The sequence below is a fragment of the Arthrobacter sp. NPDC058097 genome (assembly GCF_042884885.1).
Classification (GTDB): Bacteria; Actinomycetota; Actinomycetes; order Actinomycetales; family Micrococcaceae; genus Arthrobacter.
In genome coordinates this window covers 101,038-123,510 of sequence record NZ_JBHVSZ010000009.1, presented here as the reverse complement: position 1 = coordinate 123,510, position 22,473 = coordinate 101,038, and the positions used below count along the sequence as shown (strand labels likewise).

General features: G+C 60.8%; 22 protein-coding genes. 5 read left to right on the top strand and 17 right to left on the bottom strand.

What is annotated here, in order from left to right:
• Positions 1–314: 314 nt before the first annotated feature.
• From ACFVTE_RS16500 to ACFVTE_RS16490, 3 genes are read right to left on the bottom strand one after another with little or no spacing between them, the layout of a single operon-like run.
• Entirely contained in the window at positions 315–1,364 is a 1,050-nt protein-coding gene (locus tag ACFVTE_RS16500) for an ImmA/IrrE family metallo-endopeptidase (RefSeq protein WP_387102126.1), read from the bottom strand.
• 2 nt (positions 1,365–1,366) lie between these two features.
• Complete coding sequence (locus ACFVTE_RS16495) at positions 1,367–2,317, bottom strand: hypothetical protein (protein WP_387102124.1); 951 nt, start codon at positions 2,315–2,317, stop codon at positions 1,367–1,369.
• Positions 2,314–3,342: a hypothetical protein gene (locus tag ACFVTE_RS16490; protein WP_387102122.1), complete on the bottom strand. Its 1,029-nt coding sequence runs from the start codon at positions 3,340–3,342 to the stop codon at positions 2,314–2,316. The genes ACFVTE_RS16495 and ACFVTE_RS16490 overlap by 4 nt, the downstream gene beginning before the upstream one ends.
• A gap of 1,078 nt (positions 3,343–4,420) precedes the next feature.
• On the opposite strand from ACFVTE_RS16490, the gene ACFVTE_RS16485 reads away from it, so the two are divergent.
• From ACFVTE_RS16485 to ACFVTE_RS16475, 3 genes are read left to right on the top strand one after another with little or no spacing between them, the layout of a single operon-like run.
• Complete coding sequence (locus ACFVTE_RS16485) at positions 4,421–5,038, top strand: hypothetical protein (RefSeq protein WP_387102120.1); 618 nt, start codon at positions 4,421–4,423, stop codon at positions 5,036–5,038.
• 24 nt (positions 5,039–5,062) lie between these two features.
• Positions 5,063–6,166, top strand: coding sequence for a helix-turn-helix domain-containing protein (locus ACFVTE_RS16480; RefSeq protein ID WP_387102118.1), 1,104 nt, complete (start codon positions 5,063–5,065; stop codon positions 6,164–6,166).
• A gap of 41 nt (positions 6,167–6,207) precedes the next feature.
• Positions 6,208–7,248 (top strand): DUF4365 domain-containing protein, encoded by a 1,041-nt coding sequence (locus ACFVTE_RS16475; protein ID WP_387102116.1) that lies wholly within the window; start codon positions 6,208–6,210, stop codon positions 7,246–7,248.
• A 532-nt stretch (positions 7,249–7,780) separates the two neighbouring features.
• Here the strand turns inward: ACFVTE_RS16475 and ACFVTE_RS16470 are convergent.
• A complete protein-coding gene (locus ACFVTE_RS16470; protein ID WP_387102114.1) occupies positions 7,781–8,662 on the bottom strand; it encodes a hypothetical protein in 882 nt (293 codons plus the stop codon).
• Between the two features lie 135 nt (positions 8,663–8,797).
• Here ACFVTE_RS16470 and ACFVTE_RS16465 point away from each other — a divergent pair, with 135 nt between their 5' ends.
• Positions 8,798–9,040: a hypothetical protein gene (locus ACFVTE_RS16465; protein WP_387102112.1), complete on the top strand. Its 243-nt coding sequence runs from the start codon at positions 8,798–8,800 to the stop codon at positions 9,038–9,040.
• Between the two features lie 302 nt (positions 9,041–9,342).
• Here the strand turns inward: ACFVTE_RS16465 and ACFVTE_RS16460 are convergent, their stop codons facing one another.
• The 11 genes from ACFVTE_RS16460 to ACFVTE_RS16410 all read right to left on the bottom strand — a co-directional run bounded on the left by ACFVTE_RS16460 (position 9,343) and on the right by ACFVTE_RS16410 (position 19,850).
• Positions 9,343–9,621 carry a hypothetical protein gene (locus tag ACFVTE_RS16460; RefSeq protein ID WP_387102110.1) on the bottom strand — a complete coding sequence of 93 codons (279 nt, stop codon included), beginning with the start codon at positions 9,619–9,621 and terminating at the stop codon, positions 9,343–9,345.
• A 146-nt stretch (positions 9,622–9,767) separates the two neighbouring features.
• Positions 9,768–9,938 carry a hypothetical protein gene (locus ACFVTE_RS16455; protein ID WP_387102108.1) on the bottom strand — a complete coding sequence of 57 codons (171 nt, stop codon included), beginning with the start codon at positions 9,936–9,938 and terminating at the stop codon, positions 9,768–9,770.
• Between the two features lie 443 nt (positions 9,939–10,381).
• A complete protein-coding gene (locus tag ACFVTE_RS16450) occupies positions 10,382–11,116 on the bottom strand; it encodes a helix-turn-helix domain-containing protein (RefSeq protein ID WP_387102106.1) in 735 nt (244 codons plus the stop codon).
• An 87-nt stretch (positions 11,117–11,203) separates the two neighbouring features.
• Positions 11,204–12,127, bottom strand: a complete 924-nt coding sequence (locus ACFVTE_RS16445) for a sugar phosphate isomerase/epimerase family protein (protein ID WP_387102104.1) — start codon at positions 12,125–12,127, stop codon at positions 11,204–11,206.
• Between the two features lie 12 nt (positions 12,128–12,139).
• Entirely contained in the window at positions 12,140–13,237 is a 1,098-nt protein-coding gene (locus ACFVTE_RS16440) for a zinc-binding dehydrogenase (protein ID WP_387102103.1), read from the bottom strand.
• Between the two features lie 48 nt (positions 13,238–13,285).
• Complete coding sequence (locus ACFVTE_RS16435) at positions 13,286–14,341, bottom strand: maleylacetate reductase (protein WP_387102101.1); 1,056 nt, start codon at positions 14,339–14,341, stop codon at positions 13,286–13,288.
• Complete coding sequence (locus tag ACFVTE_RS16430) at positions 14,338–15,285, bottom strand: dioxygenase (protein ID WP_387102099.1); 948 nt, start codon at positions 15,283–15,285, stop codon at positions 14,338–14,340. The genes ACFVTE_RS16435 and ACFVTE_RS16430 overlap by 4 nt, the downstream gene beginning before the upstream one ends.
• 45 nt (positions 15,286–15,330) lie before the next feature.
• A complete protein-coding gene (locus ACFVTE_RS16425; RefSeq protein ID WP_387102097.1) occupies positions 15,331–16,065 on the bottom strand; it encodes an SDR family NAD(P)-dependent oxidoreductase in 735 nt (244 codons plus the stop codon).
• A 33-nt stretch (positions 16,066–16,098) separates the two neighbouring features.
• Positions 16,099–17,142 carry an ABC transporter permease gene (locus tag ACFVTE_RS16420; RefSeq protein ID WP_377951985.1) on the bottom strand — a complete coding sequence of 348 codons (1,044 nt, stop codon included), beginning with the start codon at positions 17,140–17,142 and terminating at the stop codon, positions 16,099–16,101.
• Positions 17,143–17,204: 62 nt separating this feature from the next.
• Positions 17,205–18,734, bottom strand: coding sequence for a sugar ABC transporter ATP-binding protein (locus ACFVTE_RS16415; protein ID WP_387102095.1), 1,530 nt, complete (start codon positions 18,732–18,734; stop codon positions 17,205–17,207).
• A gap of 57 nt (positions 18,735–18,791) precedes the next feature.
• Positions 18,792–19,850, bottom strand: coding sequence for a sugar ABC transporter substrate-binding protein (locus ACFVTE_RS16410; protein ID WP_387102093.1), 1,059 nt, complete (start codon positions 19,848–19,850; stop codon positions 18,792–18,794).
• Positions 19,851–20,256: 406 nt separating this feature from the next.
• Between ACFVTE_RS16410 and ACFVTE_RS16405 the strand changes: the two genes are divergently transcribed.
• Positions 20,257–21,012, top strand: a complete 756-nt coding sequence (locus ACFVTE_RS16405) for a helix-turn-helix domain-containing protein (protein ID WP_387102091.1) — start codon at positions 20,257–20,259, stop codon at positions 21,010–21,012.
• Between the two features lie 188 nt (positions 21,013–21,200).
• On the opposite strand, the gene ACFVTE_RS16400 is transcribed toward ACFVTE_RS16405, so the two are convergent.
• Positions 21,201–21,638 (bottom strand): nuclear transport factor 2 family protein, encoded by a 438-nt coding sequence (locus ACFVTE_RS16400; protein WP_387102089.1) that lies wholly within the window; start codon positions 21,636–21,638, stop codon positions 21,201–21,203.
• Positions 21,639–21,669: 31 nt separating this feature from the next.
• Positions 21,670–22,470, bottom strand: coding sequence for an SDR family NAD(P)-dependent oxidoreductase (locus ACFVTE_RS16395; protein ID WP_387102087.1), 801 nt, complete (start codon positions 22,468–22,470; stop codon positions 21,670–21,672).
• Between the last annotated feature and the right edge of the window lie 3 nt (positions 22,471–22,473).

Here is a 22,473-nt window from a genome sequence, read left to right as displayed (position 1 = left end):
CGAGGTGCTGGCTCAGGTGTTCGAATACGCTTGTTCCTGACGACTCCACCCGCAGACGATCAGCGGGATTGCGCTCGATTCCCAGCTCTGCGTATGCGCGTTCAATCATAGTCCGGACAGGGGTTCCGGGGCCGGCCTTGATTCCTACCTCCCGCCCGCTGTCCTCGTGGACCACTGTAATTGTGATCGCCTGAGAATGATTCTGTTCTTTTAAGGTCTCGTGACTGTCCACGGTCGTCCTCTCCAGGTGCAGAGACCGGAACTCTTCCCGTCTCAACTAGGAGTGACGGGACAACGTCAGAATTGTCCGGCCGTCATGAGGAACACTCGATGCAAACCTTGGAGACACCCTCAAACTGAGACGGAACTTTGAGGAGGAAACACTCCTCACACAGCCGCTCAGCGGCTCTCGTGCACCCGCAGTGCCCCTGAGGACAGCGGGGCTCCCGACAGCGGGAGCATGTTTTGGCGATCACAAAATTACTGCCGCAGGTATCGCAGTCTTCCCAACTGCTACTACCGGACGATGACGCTGTGCCGTCCTGTGGTGGAGAGAAGCTCTTCCACGGGGCGCCGTACTCGACCATGACAGCAACATAGAGTCCGTCGCACCAGCTGATCTGGCCATAGAGGCGATTCGATGTGTGCCCCGTGGAGTAGTGAATCAGACTGTCGTCGCGTTGGATCACTCGATCGGGATAGGAATCGGCCAGCGCCGCGGCGACCAACGGGTTTTCGGACTGATCCGAACCTCTGGCGGGAGGGAAAATCTGACCGCGGGAAGCTGCGAAGTTCACGCTTCCGTCTGAATCCAAGACTGCAATGATGCCCGGGCTCTTGAGCTCCTCGGCTAGGCGGACGCAGATAGCAGCCCGGGAGGCCTTGGAAATGCGAAATAGATTCACCGCGCTCTCCGCCGTGGGACCGCGTCGCGCGATCTGGCCGACAAGAGTCGAGGGCAGAAGAATCTCGGCTGCAAAGGCATCACAAGCTGCGTCTTCAAATTCTTCAGAGTCTTCGACTTGCATCAGCGCAGAACCGAGGTCGACGTCCGTGCTCTGGATGTGATGCCCGAGTTCATGCAGCAGTGTAAAACGCTGCCGGCGCGTTGACATGGACTCCGCGAAGACAAGGGTCGGAGGTTCGGTTCCCCAAAGGTAGGCGCCTGCCACGGAACACCCACCGCTGGAGCCATCGCGAACATCTGCCTCTTCGGGGACCGGTGCAATCGTAAGGTCATCCCATGTGCCAATTTCGGCAATGGCATCTGAGGCCAACCTATCAGCAGCTCCAGGGCAGCGCTGCTCGAGTACGGCCATCATGCCCTCAACCTGTTTAGCCGTTCCATCAAACAGCTTGGGCAAGACTATCTCCCCTCATTCGTCCCGCTGCCCAGATGTCCGAGCGCGATCGTTCTGAGCCTCTGCCTCCAGACGTTTGTGCCTTCGCCTTTTTGTCGCGCCGCTAGCGCATAGGCTTCGCGTGCAACAGCCAATCGAGCCTCGGATTCATCCGTTTTTAGCTTTTTCGCCTCCATCCGGATGAGGAATCTCCAACGTGGCTGCTGGAGTTCAAATAACAACTCGTCCGGCAACGGTGCGGCCAAGGAACTCAGGGCATCTACTGGAAGACCCGTATGCAAAGCCAACTGCTCGGTCTCCGCAGGACTGAGCTGAAAGGTGCCCCGTATGACGTTCATTGCCTTTCGTTGGGGAACGTTCAATGCTTCCATTACCTGTTGCAGGGTAAAGGGGGGCCTTCCGTGTGTTGGCCCTGATTTTGTTGCCGAGGACGGTAACGGTTTGAGGTCTGTGAGCCAGCGCTCCAAGATGTCCTCCAACTCCGCTTTTTTCTCTGCACTTGGGGAAGACCAGTGGAGAAGGTCTTGTTCGGCTTCAGGGAGGAAGTTAGTTTTGCTACTGCTCCGAGCCGTGTCCAGTGCGTGAGGGGGGAGTTCGCCGAGGCGACGTTCAAAGGTTTGAATCGGCACTTCGCGGGTGATGCCGAACCAAACTGTGATCGGTAGTCCGAGGGTGTTGGCTGACGGTTCCACGGTAACTGCCTCCTGATCCAGCAACCCGGGCTCGACTGTTACGGGCGCGGCCATGACAGTCTGGGGTGTGGATTCGCTGATGACCAGGAGCATCATGGTGGCTCCAGACCACCGGGCGAGCCACAGGTCATTGGTTCGTATGTCGAAATCGAATGAATCAACGTCGGCCGCTGTCACTTTTTCTTGGTTCGCGGTGACGGGCGTCTTAGTCCGGCTTGCCAGTTCCAGAAGTTTGGCCCGCTTATCCGGGTGGGTCTTGCTCATAGTTTTTGTCCTCCATCCGGGACTGACGGGACAAAGCGCGCGGTGTCCCCGAGAGCTGAAGCTGGTGGGCTTTCATGCACTTCCAAACAAAGGGCGATGATCTGCCGTGCTACGTCCCGCACGCTCGTTTCGTCTCCTGAGACTTCTATGAGTTTCGATTTGAGCGCGCGAATTCGCAGAGCGGTTGCACTCTTCCCGAGTCCGAGCATGGCTGCAGCCGCCTTCGGGTCATCGAGGACGAGGATGAGATCGCGCTCTTGCGCGGACAAGGACTCGAAAGCTGCTTGGGCAAGTTTTTCGATGTATTCCTGCTCCTCGTCTTCAACGACCTGTTCCAGGGGCAGCACCCCGCCTGCTGCAGCCAATTCCGTTACCTCGTCCTCCGTTGAGACGGTGAGGGGGTCTAGGACGTGCGGGAAACGATTCGCGATAACGTGCACGAGTGTGGAGATATGCAGGCTCCCCTGCGCGGTCTTGAAAAGCTGCTCGAGCAAGGTTTCAAGCTCGCCGGCCCTTCCCAGTTGCGCACGGCGGATTCCGTCTGGGGGTTCCGGAAAAAACGCAACGTGTACGCGTCGAGCGACCGATGCAAGAGCTGCCAAGTCGACGGCTGCCGCTTCTGTCGGTCCATCATTTAGGCGCCAGTAATGCCCGACCGGCGCCCGACCAAACCGTCCATCTCGGCTCATTCGTTTTTCCAAACGATCCCGCAGCGCACCCAGAGCTGTTTGGCTGTTGAGGTCGACCAACCAATTGCGAAGCCAGCGGCGAATCATGCGGCCTAGGGCAGCGTCATCTTCAGCCTCGAGTCGGATTGCTGTCGTTAACGCCTTACCGCGATCGAGGAAGAAGTCATAGGCATAATCTTCGAAAGTTGACGCAGCATCGGCTGTCAGGCCAGGGAATCTTCCGAGCTCCTCACGGGCCGTGTCGAGAAGAAGTTCCACGGTCTCAGGGCCAAATGACCCAAGCGCACGGAGCTCTTCCACTAATACTGTTGCCGCCACGCTCGTTTCGTGATCCATGCCGCCCCCGCCAGCTCCTTCTGTTCCGACACGCCCACATAGATTCTCTGCGTTTCGCTTGGTCCGGATCTTACACGGCTGGACGCCACCGCATGTGAGCGCCGGGAAAACACGGACATGCCGCAAAGCCATGGCCAACCGGGTAAGGCGAGCTGGTCAATCGTCAGCCTCGCGTCTCTTGCCGGATTGAAGACGTTGAGGAACCAGGCAAAACAGCAGGACCAGTTGGTAACAGCCCCAGCACAGTTCCGGCTCTGGACCAAGTCCCCAGCGCGGAGCGCATCGGCCCGAGTCTGAGCTCCGGACTTTTGGCGAAAACGGCTTGGGCCTGAGGCAGGCAAAGACGCATTCGGGACCGGGTACGTCGGGAGGCCAGAGCCGGATCCGTATGCACTCAGCGGCGACGAAAAGGGCATGGTCGCCTACTGACATCGACGCCGTTGCGGCGGACCTCGAAGCGATTGCCGGTCGTGCGAGGGTCGGGACTCTCTACCGGTCCTCAGAGGGGTCGTCGTCTCAGGATATTTCGGGGTGCGCTAAGAGGAAGGCCGTCTCATGCCCATGCAGGAGTCTGGCGGCCAGATCGACAAGTTAGCCCTCGGTCAGGTTGGCGTCCTCGACGAACAGGCCGGCAAAGTCCGATCCTCCCTGGTCTTGAGATCGATGGTGTTAGCCACAGCTTCCTTCGTCAGCCCCTCTTTGTTCCAGCATATTTTCCCGCGGCCCCGACGTCCTGCATATAGCAGGACGTCGGATGAATGCCGAGGATTTGCCTGCTGCTACTGATCCATGAAATGAGCCGGGAGGTGCCCACGCCCTGTTCCTACCGTCCCGGGAGCAGCGATTTCGCAACCGAACAGCAGCACTGAGCTAAGGGTGAAGGTGAGCCCTGCCAGGTACGTTCGGCGGGCCATCAGAGCTGCCGTTTTCCGTGACCGGATGCGCGATTCTCTCACTTGATGAGAACCGGGGCCGCACGCCGAGCGTCGCGTGTAACCGCAAGGCCCAAGGTTCATGTTTTGACACCTAGATTTAGGTGGCATATCGTGAACTAGGGCTACGAGGACGGGAGAAGTTCGTGATTCTAGAAGCAGGCAATTGGAGCGAGGGAGAGCGCAAGCTCGAGGCGCTTGGCCTCGACGTCTCGTCCATCCATGACGCACTCCTTTACGGCCATGCTGAACGTGAGACCTACACGAGTTTTGATGCGCCAGGGGCCGGAGAATATGCGCGATGGACCCGTCAGATCCGAAGGCTTTCTGAAGTCTACGTTCCCCAGGGGTGGACGAGGATAAACCCCGACAATCAGCCCACGATCGTGCACCCAAGCAATCGTCACAGTCTGGTGGTAGCGAGTGGCAACGTCTTCACCGGAGTCCGGTACGCGACGCCGTCCACGAAGAACCCGCGAGGCCGAAGCATCCGGACGGCCGTGGATAATAACGCGGCTCTCGTTGACTTGGCGGAACTGGAGCCGGCCCTTGCGGGTCTCAAGGAAACTTGGATGCTTCTTAGTTTTCATTCTCCTGACGGAAAGATTTACTCGGAAGTAAGCCTGCCGAACAGTATGAGCGGTGAGTTCATTTCGGGATGGCATCACCGGATCCTTATGCCCCCGGTTGACCCACAAGGCGGAGAAGCCGATGCCAGGGACGAAGAGCCCCCTAGTTACGACTTTGCAGTCGTGCGGAAGTAACCGACTGCAGAAAGTGAAGTTTTCATGTTTGTCCCCGAGCGACTGACAGCTGCAAGGAAACGCCGCGGACTAACCATAACTGCGCTCAGTGGACTAGCTGGACTAAGCACCAAGAGTGTCTCGGACTTCGAGAACTCAAAGAAGGTACCCTCCAGCGAGACAGTTAATCGTCTGTCTGACGCATTGCAGGTTCCTGCAGCGTACTTTGAGCGGCCTGTCTTGGACGAGCTACCGGCAGCGGCTGCTAGTTTTCGCGCCCCATCGAAAATGGCTGCGAAAACCCGGGATATGGCGTTGTCGGTGGCCAGCCATTCAATAGAACTCCGGCGTTGGATAGACAGGAATTACGCGACCCCTGAGGCGGACATCCCGACGCTACACAAGCATGTGGGCGTAGACGATGCCGCAGCAGCGGCCGCCATTGTTCGGGCTCGGTGGGGTCTGGGGGAGGCGCCATTGGGGAATATGGTGCATTTGTTAGAGCTTCATGGAGTCGCGGTATTTTCCATAAAGGCAGAAAAAGGTGAATTTGACGCTTTTTCGTTCCGTGACAATGGACGTCCTTTTGTGCTTTTGAGCACGACCAAGTCAGCAGAAAGGGGCAGGTTCGATGCTGCCCACGAATTGGGCCACCTAGTTTTGCACGGTGAAGCGGCCGCTTCCACAGGCCTGGAAGCGGAGCGCGAAGCCGATGCTTTTGCCTCCGCGTTTCTTATGCCGGAGGCCGATGTGCGCGCCAACATGAGCCAAAACAGCAGTGTTGAAACCATTATTCGAAAAAAACGGCGCTGGGGGGTCGCTGCGATTGCTCTTGCGTATCGATTGCATGACTTGGGGATGCTATCTGATTGGTTGTATCACACCACATGCGTGAATCTTTCACGCCGCGGTTACCGATCCGGTGAGCCAGATGGGATGGACCGAGAGTCTTCTAAGCTGCTCAGCCTGGTGATTGCAGATCTCTGGTCCAGCAGGGGCGGTTTTGAGCGCCTCCGTCAAGATCTGGCCCTAACCGATCAAGACATTAACGACCTGATTTTTGGTCTTGCGCCCGTAGCTGTTGCCGGAAACGCAGAGAAATCACCGCCAAAGAGGCCTGACCTGCAACTCGTCCACAGCTCAAATTAGTTGAGCCGGTCCCTAAGCAAGGCAGTAGATGAGGAAGTGCGATGACAATGGAAGAGCGCCCGCCCGGTGACCCGGACTGGGATAAGAAGCTTCAGGACGAAAATCAAGTAAAAGGCCGTTACGGGGAGCTTCTGGCGGCCTTTGCGTTCCCGCCACACTGGGTCGTGAGGCCGATACCAGACGACTACGGGCTCGACCTGGAACTGGAAGTGTTCTATGAAGTCTCAGCGCGTGCCAAGAACGGTGTGCGTAGGTACCAAACACGGGGGGAGCATCTCTACCTGCAGGTTAAGACGACAGACAACCTTGAAACCCTGGAATTGCCCCGCGGTGACTCCAGCGACCTACCGGTGGCGACATTCCAAATGTCGACCACAGATTTGAAGCTTGTCGACCGGATGGGGGCGAGCGTCCCCGTGGTTTTGCTGCTCGTGGATAGGAGTAAAAACGAGATCTACTACGTGTGCCTGACCGATTACGTTTCGCATTATCTCGACGGTGAAAAAACCAAATGGCGGGAACAAAAGAGCGTGAAGATCTATGTTCCCCGACGCAACCAGCTCACGACCTCAGGCAAAGAGAACGAGCTGGAGGAACACTGGAATTATTTTTCACGCCTTGCTCGGCGCAGTAAGCTCTTCTCAGCATTCAATCTCATCCATCACTACAAAGAAGAACTTCGCAATGCCTTCCCCCAAAGTGGGTTCGATGGCCCCGAGCCATCGGAAAAGTACTTTGAAGCAGCAATCGCTTTCATTGGGCGTTTTTCTAGCTATGTAGAAGAGATACGCCGGCAGGATGTGTGGCCTGTCCCAGAAGACCGCGACTGGAAAATATTGCACACTGCGACGTCGGACCTCGATGATATCTACCAGTGGTGCCAAGATATGGATCACAGGCTAGCGACGCGTTCGCAAACCGACGAAGGCCTGCGAACTGAGTTGGCGGAGCTTTTCGACCGAAAGGCCGATTGGGAGCTGCGTCGCCTAGGCACTATTGACCTATTGGGTCGTGACTATCAAGCGCTGGGTCGAATGGAACGGTTGCCCAGAACGGATCCATTTCTGGACTTCGCAACGTGAGGCTTTGAAAAAGGCTTCATAGTGATTTCTGCATATTTCCTGGAGTCGTCCGCAATTGCGATGTCGAACCGCACCCGTCCTGCTGGGCAGGGGAGCATCCTTTTGCTCGCCTCCTGCATGCCGGCAAGCTACCTCGAGTAACTTTCCCGTCTGGGCCCAACGTTGAGCCTTTGTTCATTGCGCTGACACAGGGGCGATGATCTTTTCTACAAGAGAGGAATCAAGCGACGTTTTTTCAAGCAACTTGACATAAGGTCCATTATCGGCGTTCTGGTGTGGGCTCTCATTAGACGAGAGATTCGCTTATCTGTTCTCCTGTCGGGGGTCTCCGTGCACAGATGCTGGCGGCAACCGGGAACGGAAAGCCGGCCCTGACTGGATCCGGAGCGAGACAGTCTTCTGAGGCCGGGGGCCGTGCGACCGTCCGGCTCCAAGGCCAGGGCCGGCGACCGCAAGCCGCCCACTCAGGTCCATATGTCCTGCGAGGCGATTCGGCATCGACCCCGCCGCCATGCAGGCTTCCCGGCCACCGTCACGCGTCGAAGGGGGCTGTTTGCCAGTCCTTCCAGCTGTGTCCGGAGCTGTTTCGCGCGGCGATCTGGCCGGCGGCCGGGTCATAGGCGTAGTGGATGAAATCCGAGATCTCGGTGCCGTAGTGGTATGACTCGACAAGTGCCTGCGCACCGTCTGAACTGTAGAACACTTCGATCTCAATCTGCCGCTGAGAGGACTGGCGTTCCAGGTCTTTGCGGGCTCTCTCGACGGTTCCGCGGAGGTCGGCGGCGGGTGTTCCGGCAGCCTGGCCATCGGCCTCGGGCCGGCGCCCCGGCCCGGCCGAAATCTCTCCGCCCGGAAGCCCGTCCCCTTCGTCCCAGCCATATCCGCTGCTGGTATGAATCCAAACCTCCCCAAACGACGTCTCAGCGTCGTACCGGCGAAAAACAGGCACGCCCTCCCTGGCGCCATAGGTCTCGATCAGCGCCTCCTGCCCGTCTTCGCGATAGAAAGCACGCACCTCCCCGCCACCGGCCGACTGTCTGGATTCAATCTCCGGCAGGATGCCCTCCACGAGGTCCCGCAGTGCCAGGCGACGCCGTGCCCGCAGTGCTTCTTTTCCAGCCGTGGCAACGGTTCTCCTTGACTGCAGCCCTGCAGGCTTGCCCTGCGGAATCTCACCCGCGCCGAGCGGTGACCAGGGGCATCCATCGTTATGCGCCTGCTCCAAGCCGGCAACTTTTTCCTCGATGGCAGCGTTGATAAATTCACTCAGCGAGGCAAAGCCGGTGATCGCCCTGGTGTTCAGGAACGCTGCACGCATTCGGTCCGCGGCCACCCGCTCCTGATAGAAGCTGGTCTTCTCGCGGTACTGGGGCTGCTTTCCGCCCTCTTCAGACATATCGGATTCCGGCATCATCCATTAATAGTACTATTAGCTGAATCCACGCCCTGTATTGTGGCACGGCGTGTTCGATGGCGATGGGGACCTGCTACCAGCCTGGCTGCAAATCGGGCGTTTCCGGGCTTCTCTCCCGGACTCCGGGAGTCAGAGTTGTTCAGCCAGCACCCTGTTCACGGCGCAGCCGTGCAGGGCGTGGGTCCGGGCACCAGTCTGGCCGACAAGGTCGCTGGCGCTCAGACCTCCCTTTCGTCTGGTGATACTCCCGGCGTCTGCACGACATTGAGCGCGTTGATCAACCAAATACAGGCACAGACAGGCAAAACCATCCCGCTCGCCAAAGCCGATGAGCTCATCGCCGACGTCCTGCAGATCCAGGCCCAGATGCCCTGCTGAACTCCGGCCAGTCTGGTTGCCTGCGGGAAGCCGCACGGGCAACCGGACTTTGGCCTTGGCCGCCGTCAGGGACACCATCCCTCACCCGCACCGCTTCCACCGATCCCGTTACAGATACGAGGCTGCCGATACCGGTCAGCTTGACGGAATCTGCATTATCGGCGTTCTAAACCGCGGGAGTAGAAGTAGCTTCGAGAACTGCCGTCTGTGTGCGAATTAGAAGTTTTCGCAGGTCAAGCGGGGCTTACATTCCCTTCGGTTCGGCCTGACATCGCCGGAGCTGGCCACGAGCAGCGCAGTAGCTAAAGGTTTCCTGCATCTAATGCAGGTTTCCACGGCTTGGAGACACTGAGGTGGTGGGCCAGCCGGCCGTTGGGTTGATGCGGCCAGATGCGCCCGTCCTGAATCACACCATCGATGTCACGGGGCTCCATGTCGTACTTGTCAGTGAAGTACTTCAGCCGTGGATCGTCGTCTGCGGCGGCCACCACTTCGACTCCTTCGATCTCGCGGAGGGTACGAACCCGTGCGGAGGCGTGGGGGTGGGTGATTCCCAGGAGTCCTACTACGAGTGGTTCCAACAGGGTGTCTCCTCTTCGTTCTTGTGACAAGGCATCGGTGGCGGGGTGTTCCGGACAGTCGCCCGGACGCAGCGGTCTTTTGTGCCGCGGGTGCCCTGCGCTGCGGGCGCTTTATTCATCTCCGTCTGGCAGAGCGTGGGTTGCCGTCAGGCGCGGTCCTTTTCCGGGTCCTCCTGCCACCAGCCTTCCCAAGGAAATGATGCGAGGAGTCCCTGGGGAAACCGCGCCTCTTCGGGGTCATGGGACCATGCGCTGCCGTCGCCTCCGTAGCCGACCGCATCGACCAGAACCGAAATGAGATTGAGCAGCATTTTCATCGTCCTCCATGAGGTGAAGTGAGTGCATTCACTGGTCTGGGCCTGAGTGCTTGGCGAGATCTATCGGATCGGCGTACGTTTTGTGAACCTCGTCTTGAGTGAACAGGCGTCGGCCCGTGCCGTCGCTCAGGAGCAGCCACAGGTACTCGCCGTCAGCGGATACAGTGTCGACCGTTCCGATGTGCGAAGTCTTCCCGGACAGCACTAACACGAGGTCGCCTGGGCTTAGTTCGTTCCAGTGGACAGGAGTGGTCGCGGTGCTTGGCTGTGACTCTCCGGCAGGCCCTCGCCAACGGTATCGAGTGGATGACGAATTCAACTGGGACTCCGTTCCATATTCCGTGAGAGCAGGTGGCCGCTCTCTTTTCAGCTGCTGATTTAAGGTTGTACCTGGCAGAGCCAAAGCGGTTATCCCGCTGCGAACGGACAGTTCTCCGCCGGGGTTATGCGACCGGAGAGACAGCCTTGTCTGGCCCTTGGCTTCTTCGGCCGACCACCACCCAAATGACAATGCAGTCTTCGGTGAAGGGATTGCTAAGGCGGTGAGGGACGGAAGACAGGAAATTGATGCTGTCCCCCGGGTTAAGTGTTCCTGAAGCCGATCCGGCCTCGACATGGAGCCTTCCTTCAAGGACGTGGAAGTACTCGTGTCCCCCGTGCCGCAAGAGGTTGTCGGACGGGCAGGACTCAGTGCCGGCCCTGTAGGTGACGCGGAGCAGTTCCACGCTGGGATCGTTCTCCGCGGTCAGCCGCTCCCACAGGACACCCTCGACCCGGAGTTTCGGGCGGTCCTTCGCTTCAAGGAGCCCGGGGAGTTGATCGGTCACGGAGGCCATCACCGGTGTGGCCAGGTTCCGACTCTGCGTGGCCTTGGTTGCCGCATCTCCGGGTGCAAATTCTGCAAGCCGGACGCTGGTTTCGGGAGCGGGATAAGGCAACAGTGTCCCGTCCTGCATCAGAGTGTCGAGGGATAGGCCTAATTCTGATACGAGAGCGTAAAGGGTTCCTACAGATGGTGAGGTGCGGCCAAGCTCGATTTGCGAAACGAGGCTGGCGGAGACGTCCACACGCCGGGCGAGTTCCCGCAGGGACAGCCTGGCGCTTTGCCGGGCGTCCCGGAGCCGCATGCCAAGCTGTATGGCGGCGTCCGATCGTGCCTCGGGGGCTGGTGCGCTCATTGTGTCCTGCTTCTCTAGGGTCGCTCGTGGCCCGCGGGCTGCCTTTTGGGCAGCCCGCGGGCCAGGGCTAACGGGAGCTCAGCGGCTTCAGACCTTTTCGGACTGTTCTGCGGCGATCAGCTGTGATGCTGCCTCGAGTGTTGCCGCCGCCGTGTCATGGGCGCGGGCCAGGGCCTGGTCCAGGGGCAGGAGGCGGTGTGATTCCGCGAGGATTTCCACGCCCCAGTGTCCCCGCCACCCGGCTTCGTAGATGGTCTTGACGAAGCTGACGGTGTCCAGGTCGCCCTCGCCGGGGTAGAGCCGTTCATTGATGGTGTCTTCCCACAGCGAACCCACCACGTCCTTGCGGGCGTCATCGATTTCGACGATGAAGACTTTGTCCATCGGCAGGATGGCGGCCAGGTCTTCGTAGCGAGTCCCGCCGCGGCTGGTGTGCCAGGTGTCAACGGTGAGTCCGCCATGGGGGTTGTTGACCTCGTTGATGAATTTCGCGCCGATTTCGATCGTCTTGAGGTTGTTCATCGGCATCGGTTCAAGGGCGACGCGGGTGCCGACTTCGCCGGCCTCGGTAGCGAGCCGGTCGAATTCCTGGTGGAATGCAGTCTCTTCGACGGGTGCCGGTTCACCTTCGAGTGCCAGCTCGGCCCCGATTTTGATGGTCTTGACGCCGAGGATCTCCGCAGCGTTGAACAGGATTTTGCGCCAGCGGTCGGATTCTTCGCGTGCGGGGCCGGTTTTCCACCAGTCTGCGAGGAATTCCATCTCAACGTGGATGATGCCGTTGTCGTCCAGCAGCTGGCGGAGGCCCTTGAGGCCGATGCTTCGTTCAATCTCGGGAAGGTCGGCGTGGATAAAGCCAAGCCCGGTCCAGCCGGCTTTTGCGGCGGCCTCAACCCGGGTCCGGACATCGATGGGGCTCGTTTCGTCGCCGCGCAGCGGTGCTGCGTTTCCAGCCCAGGTCCAGCAGGATGCCAGCAGGTCCCGGTTTTGGATGATGTTCGTGTCGTTCACTTTCGTCCTTTGTTAGTTGGCTTTGTGGGCTGAGGAGGGCAGGCCCTCGGCCGCAGTGTCGTCCGGGGCGAGCATGACCTTCGTTTCATGGCTCGAATCCTGGGCCCGCTGCAGGGCTTCGTCTCCACGGGAGAACGGGACGACGGTGGAGACAATCTGCGCCAGGTTGAGCCGTGTGTTGGCTACGTAACGGATTGCTGCGGGCCACACCGCCACCGGCGCGCCGGTAGAGCTGGTGATCGTCAGGTTCCGTTCCTGGACAAGGCCCAGCCGTGCCGGCGCGAACTTGGGAGTGGAGACACCCATCAGCAGGACTCGTCCGTTATGGTCCGCGCTCTCCAGCGCGGCCGCCTGAGCCGACGAGTTGCCGGAGGCTTCAATGACCACGTCGGCGAAGGGCCGGCCTATGGCCTCTGCTGCGGCTGCGGTGGTGTCCCGATACTCCAGGGGGTTCACGGCAGCCGCGGCCCCCAGTTTCATCGCGGTGTCACGCCGGAGCGGGCTGGGGTCGAAGACAACGACTTCCGCCCCTGCGGTGACTGTCTGGAGGACTGCGTTCAGGCCGATGGCTCCGAGCCCGTGCACGTGGACGGTGTCGGCGGCGCTGATGCCGCCAATCTTGGTCAGGCCGTTCAACACGCAGGCGAAGGGCTCGATAACAGCGGCCGTGAGCATGTCCACGTCGGCGGGAATGTGGAAGCACATGTCTGCAGGAACAGTGAACAGTTCCGCGGCTGCTCCGTCGTGGGTGACTCCGAACCAGTCATTTCCGCCCAGGTGGCCGTGGCCGAGGACCCGGTCTCCGGGGTGGAACCCTTCAACCTCTGCGCCTGCTTCCACTACGAAGCCTGACCATTCGTGGCCGAGTACGTGGGGGTAGTTGATCTTGAAGGATTCCGGCATACTGCCGTGCAGGATTTCAATATCGGTGCCGCACACCCCTACGTAGGCGGGGCGGATCAGCAGCTCAGTGGGCTTGGGCGCGGTGACAGGCGCCGTGCCCGGCTTGACCGTGATGGTGCCGTCGGCGTCTTTGCGGACCAGGACGGCGGGGACGGTGTCCAGCAGGGGTGCTGCGGATACCGCCCGCACATTGACGGTCTCAGACATGATGTGTTCCTTCTGTGGGTTCAGGCAACGAGGAGTGATTTCGCTGGTTTAGACGTCGCTGCCGTGCAGAGCCGCGGTGACGAGTTCCCGGATGCCTTCGGGGGTCACTTCCCTCGGGTTGGCGTAGGGGTTCTTGGTCGCGATTTCAACGATCTTGTCGATGTCGGATTCTTTTAGGCCCAGTTCAGCCAGGGACGACGGTGCACCAAGAGCGACGCTCAGCTTCTTGAAGTGGGCGGCAGGGTTATCTGAACCGGTTGCCCGCTGCAGGGCGGCGATGGCTTGGGGCGCGTGCTGGGCGTTGTAGGCAAGCGCGTAGGGCAGAACAACTGTATGCGTTTCGGCGTGCGGAAGGTTGAAGGTTCCGCCGAGGGTGTGGCAGAGCTTGTGGTGCAGGGACATGGTGGTCGCGCCTAGGGTTGCTCCGCAGAGCCAGGCGCCGTAAAGGGCGTCAGAGCGTGCTTCGATGCTGGCGGGGTCTTCGGCGATCTTGGGCATCGCTTCGAGCAGGGCCCGGGTGCCTTCCTCGGCCATCAGGGAGATGATCGGCGACCCGTCGGGTGCGTACAAGGCTTCCACGGCGTGGGCGATGGCGTTGAAACCGCTGGTGACGGACATGGCCACCGGGAGGGTGACGGTGAGTTCCGGGTCGTAGATGACGCTGGTGGGCAGGACTTTGGGGTCACGCCCGGTTTTCTTTTCGCCCTCCGCGGTCAGCCCCCATACCGGCGTCATCTCGGAGCCGGCGTAGGTGGTGGGAACGGCGATAATGGGCTGGCCGAACTCAAGTGCGATGGCTTTGCCCAGGCCCGTCGTCGATCCGCCGCCGACAGCGACGTACCCGTCGGCTTGGGATGCTGCGGCTACTTCACGCGCCTTGTGGGCAGATTCGATGGGTACGTGCATTTCAGCTTCTGCATGCACTCCGGCGCTGAGCTCGCCCAACTGGGCGGAAACTTTTTCGGCCAGGTCCGCTTGGAACGGGGTGGCCAGGACCAGGACTCGCTTGAGGCCCAGGTTGGTGACCTCATCGTTGAGGGAGGCGAGGGAGCCCGCTCCGAAGCGGACGCGCATCGGAAGTGCCTGGTATTGAAAATCCTTCATTTGGTGTTCTCCTGTGCTTCGATAATCCGTGCCGTGGACGGGGACATCACGGCGGTGTTGATGATGTCGGGGTCGACGAGGTCGGGGTGGATCACGATGTCGATAACTGCCTCCATGAACGGGGAGGTGAGCCCGTAGCGGGCTGCGTCAGCTTCCGAGGTGTTGGGGACGAATTCGGCGATCAGGCTCTGTTTCACGGCGAAGACAGCGTCCGAGTCGATGTAGTCGCTGCCTCCCACAAAAATGTGTGTTGTCAGTTCCCGGAACCCCGGGGCGCTGACGATGAAGTGGATGTGTGCCGGTCTGTTCGGGTGCCGGTTGGTGGCATGCAGCAGGTCCCCGACGGGTCCGTCGGTCGGAATCGGGTAATAGCTGGGGATGACGCTGCGGAAGTAGAACTCTCCGGCGTCGTTGGACGTGAATAGGCCGCGGCCGTTGCCGATGCTCTGGATACCCGGTTGCTGTACGTCGTAGAAGCCCTTGGTATTGGCCTGCCAGATGTCGATGGAAGCATTCGGGACGGGCTCACCGGTGACGGACAGGATGCGGCCACGTACCAGGCAGATGTCCCCTTCGCTCTCCGGCGAGGCGTTCTCGCCCAGTTCCCGTTTCGGTGATTCGACCATGTGGAAAGGTCCAAGGACAGTTGAGTCGGTTGCGTCCGGGGTTTCGGCGTCGTTGATCGTTTCCACCATCATGGATACGCCCAGCACGTCGGACAAGAGGATGAACTCCTGGCGGACGGAGTCGCACTTCTGGCCTGTGGCGGTCAGGAAATTGATGGCCGTTTCCCATTCTTCGATCGTCGGTTCAATGTCTCGGACGAAGTTGTGAAGGTGGGTGGTGAGGCTGGTCAGGATGGTCCGCAGCCGGTCGTCGGGGGTGTTGCGGAAGCTGTCGATCACCGCGGCGGTGAGTGTCGCGGGGCCGAGGTCGGTGCTCATGGTGTTGTCCTTCCTTGGAAACTGGAGCGTGTAGCTGATGCCGGCTCAGATGCTGGTGAATCCGCCGTCGACAACCAGTTGGGCGCCGGTGATGTAGGAGGCCCGGTCGGAGGCGAGGTAGACGATGGCATCTGCGACTTCGCTGGCCTGCCCTGCCCTGTGCATGGGGGTCTTGGCGATGAGGTCATCGGAGATGGCCTGATCCTGGTTTTCCGTCAGCGGCGTCGTGATAAGCCCGGGGTGGATGGAGTTCACCCGGATCCCCTGCGCTGCCCAGGTGGCGGAGGCGTTTTTCGTCATCACGGTCACGGCCCCCTTGGAGGCCTGATAGGCAGCGACGCCGGCAGCGCCGACGAGCCCCCAGATCGAGGAGACGTTCACGATGGCGCCGGACTCCTGGGCCAGCATGGCCGGTGCGACCGAGCGCATGCCGAGGAAGACCCCGGTCTGGTTGATCGAGATGATCCGGTGCCAGTCCTGGATGTCGATGTCCGTGATGGAGTCGTAGGACCCGACCAGCCCTGCGTTGTTGACTAGCACGTCGATCCGCCCGTGCGCCTGGAGCACGTCTTCCGTGAGCGCCTTCCACCCGTCTTCTTCGGCAACGTCGAGGCGTCGCCACTGGATGGCTCCGTCTGCTTTCTCACCGGTGGGGACTGTTATGTCGGCTCCGTAGACGACTGCCCCTTCCGCGGCCAGCGCCGTGGCGGTGGCGTAGCCGATGCCGCTGGCCGCGCCGGTTACGATGGCGACTTTTCCGTCGAAGGCTGGTGAACTCACTGGATGCTCCTCGTTTCAGGGTGGCGGGACTGGTCAGACGACGCGGCGGGTACTCCGGGAACCGGCGAAGTAGTTGAAGATCAGGGCGCTGAGGATGATCAGGCCGTAGATGGCCTTGATCCAGAAGGAGGGCACCTGGGACAGGACGAGGATGTTCTGGATAATGCCTAGCAGCAGCACGCCGCTCAGTGCGCCGATCATGGATCCCTTGCCGCCGTTGAGGCTGATGCCGCCGATGACTGCCGCAGCAAACACGGTGAAGATGAGGCCGTCGCCCTGGTTGGCGGTCACCGATGCGATGCGGCCGGTGAGCATGAGGCCGGCGAATGCGGCGATGACCGAGCCGGCGACGAAGACGCCGATGGTCAGGCGCAGCGTCTTGATGCCTGCTGCGGCTGCTGCAGCGTTGTTGCCGCCCATGGCGTAGAGCTTGCGGCCGACCGGGTGGCTGCGCATGAAGATAGCGGCAGCGACCAGGAAGATCACGAAGAGCCAGATCTGGATGGAAATCCCGAACCACTTGGTGTTGCCGAGGGCCAGGAACTCGGCGGGCAGGCCGGAGAGGGTTTTACCGCCGGACAGGCCCATGGTGAGGCCACGGAGAAGGGTGAGCATGGCGAGGGTGACCATGAAGGCATTGAGCTTCAGTTTCCCGACAAGGAACCCGTTGGTGAAGCCGATGACAATGCTGAGGACAAACATGACGGCGATGGCGGCCCAGGGCGACCATCCAAAACCGGAACCGCCGACAGCGGCGGGCAGGACCAGCCAGACGGCCAGCATCGGGGCCAGGCCGACGACGGATTCGAGGGAGAGATCGAAGTACCCGGAGATCAGGATGATGCTTTCAGCGATCACGACGATCCCAAGCACGGCAGAGGTGACGAGAACGTTGTTCAGGAGGTTGTTCGCGGTCAGGAACTGCGGGGAAAGGAAGGCCCCGACCACCATCGCCAGGATAATGGCGGGCAACAGTGCGAGCTCACGGGCCCATCCGGACGTGCGGACTTGACCGATGAGATTGAGGGGCCGGCGGCTGGTCGGCGTACCCGCAACGGTCGGGGTATGCGTGGACATGGGAGGTTCTCCTTGGTTTTTTGGCTCTGTGGGAGTTGGCTGCAGGATCGGGGAGGGCGTTTTCATGCCGCTTCCTCCGCTCCCTGGATGGCGCCTACGAGTTCCCACTCTTCGTAGCCGGCGTTGAGTTCGGCGTGGATTTCGCCCTTGTACATGACGATCACCCGGTCGCAGATTTCCAGGTCGGTGTCGTCGGTGGAGACGATCAGCAGGGACCTTCCGCTGTCCCGCAGTGCCCGGAGTGATTCGTAGATGGATTCCTTGGCCGTCACGTCCACACCGGCCGTGGGGTGGACGAGAACGAGCGTGTCCGGGTTCGAGGCCAGGGCCCGTGCGAGCACGACCTTTTGCTGGTTGCCTCCCGAGAGTTCTTCGACGGACTGGGTGGGTCCGTCGCACTTGATGGCCCAGGCACCCGAAAGTTCCGTGAAGCGGTTGCGGCGACGGCCTGCGTTGATGAGTCCCCCGCCGCCGCGGAGACGGTCAACGATGGTCAGGGTGGCGTTCTCTTCGACCGACATCTCCGGGACGTAGCCGTCGACGTGGCGGTCTTCGGGAACGAAACCGACACCGGCGTTGATGGTCTTGATGACGTTTCCCTGGCCGAGGCTGTGGCCGTTGTGTTCGACGGTTCCCCTGTCCAGCGCGATTTGGCCGGCGATGGCCTGTGCGAGCTGGACGTGGCCGGCTCCGTCGAGGCCCGTCAGCCCGACGCATTCGCCAGCGCGGATTGTCAGGCTGGCTCCCAAGACGCGGGAGCCGACGCCGGCTCCGGTAACGGTGAGGCGTGTCTCGCCGAGCTGGTCGTGCCGCCGGTGTTCATTGGCGGTCTCTTTCTTTGCTGCGGCAGCTTCTTCCTCGCTCACCCCGGCCATGACGTTGACAATCCGGTTGACGGTGAGGTCCGCTGTCTGGGCCGTCATGACGTCCCGCCCGTCGCGCAGGATGGTGACGGAGTCGCAGACCTTGAAGATTTCCTCCAGGTGGTGGGACACGTAGATTACGGTGACTCCGCGCTGGCGGAGGCTGTCAATCTGGGTGAAGAGTTCGTGGGATGCGCCTTCATCCAGTCCGGCGGTCGGTTCATCCAGAAGGAGGATCCGGGGTCCCCGGGACAGCGCGCGACACACTTCGACGATCTTCTTTTCCAGCGGCTCCAGGTCAGCGACGGTCTTGTCGGCGATGCGCTCGTAGCCCCAGTCCTTGAGCTGGTCGGTGGCCGTCTTGCGGATGGCGGGCCAGTCCACACTTCCCCAGCGCTTGCGCGGGTAGGCACCGAGGCTGATGTTTTCCGCTACCGTCAGTTCGGGGACGAGGGTGCTCTTCTGGTAAACACACGCGATGGCATCGGATCCGGGGCCTTCTGTGATTTCACCGTTGGCGCCCTGGATGCGGATGGTGCCGGCGTCGGGAGTGACCAGACCTGTGAGCATCGCAATTAATGTGGATTTTCCGGCGCCGTTCCGGCCGAGAAGGGCCCGGGATTCACCTGAACGGACGATCAGGTTGGCATCTGTCAGCGCCTGGGTCGATCCGAAGGACTTCTGGAGCCCGCGAATCTCGATGGCGTTTTGCGTGTTGGCTGTGACCACGATGTCACCCTTTCTCAAATTCAGTCTTCACCCAGGCCCGGCCCGGAAGGAAGGGGGCTACTTTTTGTTGCCCCAGAGGTTCTTGTCATCAACATTGGCTTTGGTTATGACCGGGGAGGGAAGCATGTCGGCGAGGTTGCCCTTGTAGTCGACGATCTGGCTGCCGTGATCAGACGGGCCGACCTTGTATTCCTTGCCGGCGATGGCATCTTTGAGGTACTGGACCCCGTACTTGCCGTAGAGGTCCACCGGCTGGGAAACGACAGCGTCAACGTGGCCGGACCGGACAGCGTCCAGGGAACCCTTCGAACCGTCAATCGTTACCAGCGGAACGTGGCCGGGCTGTCCGGCGGGAGCCCACTTGTTCTGGCCTTCCATCACGGTCTGCACGCCCGAGAGCATCACGGAGTCGCTGGCGAGGAAGACTGCATCAATCTTGGAGGTGCTTAGAACCGTCTGGGCATTCTCCACAGCCTTTGCGGACTCCCAGTTGGTGTCTTTCTTGATGATCTGCATGTTGGGGAACTTGTCCTTCATGCAGTCGCTGAAGCCCTTGTCGCGGTCGAAACCGGACGTGGTCGACAGTGCGCCGTGCAGTTCCAGCACAGTGCCCTTGCCACCGGTGAGCTTGCCGATCTGCTCACAGACGCTGGTGCCCATGGCAACATTGTCAGCCCTGATGTTCATGTAGATCTTGCCGCCGTTTGCTGCGGTGTCCACGGTCACGACGGGGATGTTTGCGTTGTTCGCGGCCTGGATTGCCGGCACGATAGCATCGCTGTCCCGGGGGATGGTTACGAGACCCTTGATGCCCTGGGAGATCAGTGTGTTGATGTCGGTCACCTGCTTGGCGGGGTCGCCTTCGGCATTGGAGGCCGGGAGCATGTTCAGACCGTTCGAGTTCGCCTCGGTGACAACGGAGTCGACCAGGCCGGCCGTGAACGGGTTATCAAGTACACCCGCCGAGAAGCCGACGGTGGGCTTGGCGTCGCCGCTTCCCGAGGACGCGCCACCGCAAGCGGATAGCGCTAACATGGCCCCGCCCAGCATGGCGACACCAACGTGGCGGCGGCCCAGTTTGAATGCGGAGGCGCCTTTGCGATCCTGCACCATCATTTGCTCCTAGTCAGAAAGTAGATATACCAGTGGAACTCTTCTTGCTCCGGCGCGCTCCGTTCTCGGCTTCGAGTTCGGCGCTTTCCGGAAGCTTGGCGTACGCGGGCCGGTGGGGAGATCCTCCATCGCGGCCAGCCGTCGCTGTCTTCACCCTTCAAATGTAAAGTGACACACCGCACAGTGTCAAGTAATACAGCACGTTTTGCTTTACAGGCGGACCGGCAGGCCGCATTCCAAGCGCGTTTAGGTCGAATAAACCCGATGGACAGTGGGCACAGGCAGCCCGAACGGGTAAACTTGTGTGAGCGCACACTGTACATCCACGGGCCAACTTGGTGGCTGTGCGGTGGACAGACATATCAGCGGTCAGCCTCTGTGCCGGGTTGCACCACCGGAAGGGCCCAGAATGAGTATTCAAGACACGGTACCGGTTACCGAAGAGGGTCGTGCCCAGCTGGGCAGTCAGCTCCGGGCTGCCAGGACGAAGGCGAAGATCTCCCTCAGGGAACTCGCCCGGAGGGTCGGAATTTCCGCGAGCTTCATGTCACAGGTCGAGCTGGGTCGTGCCGTGCCGTCAATCGGGACCCTGTACACCATCGTTTCGGAGCTGGGGCTGTCACTGGACGCCCTGATGAGCGGTGAGCACTCGGCGCCCGCCCCCCAGCCCAATGACACTGCGGTCAAGGCCCCGGTCACCACGCTGCCCGGTATCTCGGCGTTCATCCCGTCTGCAGGCGCCTCGCTCCCTGGAATCCAGCGTGCCAGTGACCGTCCCGAGATTAACGTGGGAGGCGTCCGCTGGGAGCGGCTTACGGAACGCGCGGATCCTCTGGTCGAGTTCTTGCGGGTAACGTACACACCCGGCAGCGAGTCCTGCCCCGCCGGTGAACTCATGCGCCACCCTGGCTGGGAGTACATCCACATTCTGTCCGGTCAGCTGAATGTTCAGGTGTCTTTTGACAGCGACGTTCTTGGGCCAGGGGACAGCATGAATTTTGACTCGACAGTGCCGCACCGTCTTAGCAACACCTCCTCGGAAGACTGTGTCGCCCTCTGGGCCGTGGTGGGCCGTCAGGGTTTCGCTCATCCCCTGGATCTGGCTGGGGCTGGACACGCGTCGAACGGTGACCATTCCGCGGCGATCGGCCACTCACACTCCTGATGCCTCCCCCTTTGCGCCTGCCATCTATAGCAAAGGGCCAACACCAGCGCTATGGACAGGTGTCAACCGGCGACTGCGGTGGGATTCGGCTCTTGGGCCGGATTGACCGCGGTTCCGAACAGTAGAGGCAATTAAGTGAAAGAGTGCCGGCGACGTCTGTCGCCGGCACTCATTTTGGCCCCGGTTGATTATGCAGCTGAGCCCGAGGAGGCCGTTTTTCCTTTTTGACCGAGGGCAACGGGTCCGGGCCTTGGCGTTGGCTGATAAGCGAGCAGCTTCCACGAAGACCCCGAACGGACCCACACTGCCAAGGCGGTGTTATCCAGCGAAGTGTGCGTCCCCCTGATAGTCAGGTCGGCCTGCATTTCGCCCATCACCAGGGCCACATCGCCGATGATTTTGACCTGTTCCACCGGATGAGAGATGCGGTGATAGACGTACACACCCTGTCGGCACTTTTCCATGTAGCTGTCCAGGTCATCGCGGTCCCCGTTTGAATGCGCATAGACAAGGTCCTCGTGGCAGAGATCGGCGAAGGCTTCAAAGTCTGCCCTGAGGACCGCTTCGTAGCGGCTGTCCTCGAGGGACAGGATGTCCTGTTCATCTGACGAATGCTGTTCAGGCACGTGAGGTTCCTCCCGATCAGGGTGCTGGAGACTAGATGAGTCCGCGGATGCTGCCGCCGTCCACGCCCCAGACGGAGCCGGTGACGAAGCTGGTTACCGGGCTGCAGAGCAGAGCGATGATGCGTGCTACTTCCTCCGGAGTGCCTAGCCGTTCCAGAGGCAATTGACGGAGCTTCATTTCGTGCTCGACCGCTGCCTGGGGATCCATGCCGTGAACGGTGGCAAGCGTGTCCGCAAATCCGCCCGGCTTGGTCCAGAAGGGGGTCCAGATGGGACCCGGTGCTACAGCGTTGACCCGGATCTTCGGGCCCTCGGCGCGTGCAATGGACTTCGTAAGGGCCAGTACAGCTGCCTTGCTGGCTGCATAATCGACCGGCTGTGCTTCGGGTTGGCGGGCCAGATCCGAGGCGTTGTTCACAATGCATGGAGCGGCCGCTTGGCGAAGGGCGGGCAGTGCCGCGCGGATGGTACGGACATAGCTCATGAAGTTCAGCTCGATGGTGCGTGACCAGTCCTCATCGGTCAGTTCGTCGAAGGTTCGGACTGCTCCGGAGCCGACGTTGTTGATGAGGAGATCAAGGCCCCCGAGCTGGTCGATGATTGCAGTCACGGCTTCGGTGGTGGCTGTGGCCTGGGTGAAGTCGACGACGGAGGGCACGATGCGGCCCGGGTTGTCGGCCGCCAGTTCTTCCAGCTCGGACAGTGCGGACTTGTCGATGTCCAGAGCTGCTACGGTGGCGCCCTCTGCGGTCAGCAGCAGGGCGGTAGCCCGGCCGATGCCCGTTGCAGCGCCGGTGATAATGGCTTTCTTGCCGGTCAGTTCCAGTTCCATGAG